This window comes from Thioclava indica, assembly GCF_000714545.1.
Classification (GTDB): domain Bacteria; phylum Pseudomonadota; class Alphaproteobacteria; order Rhodobacterales; family Rhodobacteraceae; genus Thioclava; species Thioclava indica.
The window spans coordinates 1-2,872 of record NZ_AUNB01000078.1 but is presented as its reverse complement, the minus strand read 5'-3'; the positions used below and the strand labels follow the sequence as shown (position 1 = coordinate 2,872).

At 63.9% G+C, this 2,872-nt stretch carries 1 protein-coding gene and 1 pseudogene; both read left to right on the top strand.

What is annotated here, in order from left to right; translation table 11 throughout:
• Window positions 1-132: 132 nt before the first annotated feature.
• A pseudogene (locus tag DT23_RS19245) lies at window positions 133-344 on the top strand (transposase); the annotation flags it as partial.
• A 374-nt stretch (window positions 345-718) separates the two neighbouring features.
• Window positions 719-2,380, top strand: coding sequence for an FAD-binding dehydrogenase (locus DT23_RS16840; protein ID WP_081847283.1), 1,662 nt, complete (start codon window positions 719-721; stop codon window positions 2,378-2,380).
• The last annotated feature ends 492 nt before the right edge of the window (window positions 2,381-2,872 follow it).

Sequence of the window (2,872 nt, the reverse complement as noted above, 5' to 3'; positions counted from 1 at the left end):
GGCTGGCAGCGGTTGATCAGATCGCTCGGGTCCGAAGCATAGGCCTGCGGCAACGGGCCGCCCGGAGACAGCGCGAAAGAATGGGGGGCGTGGTGGGATACGATCACGGTCTCGCCTGCTAACGGTTCGGATACCTTCTTGCGCTACATCGAGTTGCCTGAGGCAATGGCAGACTGGTCGTTGACCAGCCTGCAACTCAGGCTGATCAAGATTGGGGGGCGCGTGTCGTGCGCCATGCCCGTGCCATCACCTTCCAGATAGCCGAGGTGGCCGTTGCCGGCCCGATGGTGCGCGCCGTCCTCGCCGCCATCCGCCGATTGCGAGCGCCACCGCTATGTGCATGACCGCGATCCGGACCCAAACTGAACCAAAGCGGCAGGACAGCTCCGTCCACTGCGCTGAAAAACACAGCCGCCGGGATAGAACACGGCGGCTTCGCAGTCTGATCCGCCCAGTTCCAACAGCCTGCGCGACCGCAGACGCTGGACGCGACGGAAAATGCTTGTCCGGCGGGCTGATTAAGGTGATCTTCGCGTCAGACAGCACGCCACTTGGGGAATGTCGGGCGAAGGCCAGTTCGTGGCAGTCACCGTGATAATCTTAAGTGGGGGGCGGATTTTCGCACCCCAAACGGGCCGGCTTGCACTCTGAAACGCGCGGGCTAGGGTGTGAAAGCGGCCGGGCTTGCCCAGTGTCGATGGGCGAGTTGAATGGGAGGATGCTGATGCGCGCTGATCGATCGGGGTATGATGTGATCGTCGTGGGCGGCGGGCTGGCGGGGCTGGTTGCGGCCAATGCGGCGGTGACGCGCGGGCGCTCGGTCTTGCTGCTGGATCAGGAAGGCGCGCAATCGCTGGGCGGTCAGGCGTTCTGGTCGCTGGGCGGGCTGTTCATGATCGACACCCCCGAGCAACGCCGCCTTGGCATTCGCGATTCCCGCGTGCTGGCGGCGCAGGACTGGTTCGGCGCGGCGCAGTTCGACCGTCCCGAAGATGCCAATCCGCGCAAGTTCGCCGAAAGCTATCTCGATTTTGCCAGCGGCGAGATGCGGTCCTGGCTGCATGGGCTGGGGATGCGCTGGTTTCCGGTGGTGGGCTGGGCCGAGCGCGGCGGGGCGCTTGCGGGCGGGCATGGCAATTCGGTGCCGCGCTTTCATGTGACCTGGGGCACGGGGACGGGCGTGGTCGCTCCGTTTACCAAACTTGCGTATCAGGCACAGGCCGAGGGAAAGCTGGACTTCGCCTTTCGCCACCGGGTCAGCGAATTGATGACCGCGCAAGGCCGCGTCCTCGGCGTAAGGGGCGAGATCCTGGCCTCGGACGCTGCGCCACGCGGACAGTCAAGCAATCGCGAAGTGATCGGGGCGTTCGAATTTGGCGCGGACTCGGTGGTGATCGCCTCGGGCGGGATCGGGGGCAATCATGATCTCGTGCGTCGGCACTGGCCGCAAGAGCGCCTTGGCCCGGCACCGCAGAAGATGGTTTCGGGCGTGCCCGACTATGTCGATGGCCGGATGCAGCAGGTCGCGCAGGAGGCGGGCGCGGGGCTGATCAATGGCGATCGGATGTGGCATTATTGCGAGGGGATCGCGAATTGGGATCCGATCTGGCCCAATCACGGCATCCGCATCCTGCCCGGCCCCAGTTCGATGTGGTTCGATGCCCTCGGGCAGCGGATGGGCGCGCCCTGTTTTCCCGGGTTCGATACTCTGGGCACGCTTAAGCGGATATTGCGCACCGGGCATAGCCATAGCTGGTTCATCCTGACGCAGAAGATCATCGAGAAGGAATTTGCGCTTTCGGGCTCCGAGCAGAACCCCGATTTGACCTCGGGCAAATGGGCGGCCGTTCTGAAATCGCGGCTGGGCAAGGGGGCGCCCGCCCCGATCGAAGCGTTCAAGGCGCATGGCGCGGATTTCATCGTGCGTGAGCGTCTGGACGATCTGATTGCGGGCATGTCTGCACTGGAACCCGACATAGCGCTTGATGCCGACGATATCCGGCGCCAGATCGAAGCACGCGACCGCGAGATCGACAATCGCTATGGCAAGGATGCCCAGGTCACCGCTATTCGCGGTGCGCGCGCCTATCTGGGCGACAAGCTGATCCGCACGGCCAAGCCGCACAAGATCCTCGACCCGGAGTGCGGCCCGCTGATCGCGGTGCGGCTGAATGTGCTGACGCGCAAATCGCTGGGCGGGCTGCATACCGATCTGCGCGGGCAGGTGCTGGATGGAGCGGGCGCACCGATTGGCGGGCTGTTTGCCGCCGGGGAGGTCGCGGGCTTTGGCGGTGGCGGCTATCATGGCTATAACGCGTTGGAAGGCACGTTTCTGGGCGGCTGCCTGTTCTCGGGGCGCGTGGCCGGGCAGAACGCCTGACCCCGGTGCGCTGCAACTCCCGCCGCGACGCAGCCATGCTGTCTCAGCCCGCGCCGGAGAGCAGATCGGCGAATTGCGCGCTCTGCTTGCGCATTTTCGCCTGCAGCGCTTTCATCAGATCTTCGGGGCGCAGCATGCCGCCATTCCATGTCGCGAGCTGGCTTGTGTTAGCGGCAGGCGGTGCCTTCGCGCCGGATCCATTGGGGATGCAGCACGAGGAAACCTACATGTTTGCTTTTCGTCCGTTCAAATGGCGCTGACCAAAACATCCTCGCAAGAGTGATGCCCTGCCGGGCAATGGATGATGAGCGCGGATATGTGATCCCGGGCAATCATGACTATTACGACTTCCGTCTAAATGGTGATGATCGGCTTCCCGGCCTGAAGAGAACGTCGTTCCGGCAGTCGTAGACCAAGGGCGAGTTTTTACACAGCCTCGGCCGATTGCGACTTTCCGACAATCACGGCGGAAAGGAGCCATTCGCTGCGCCC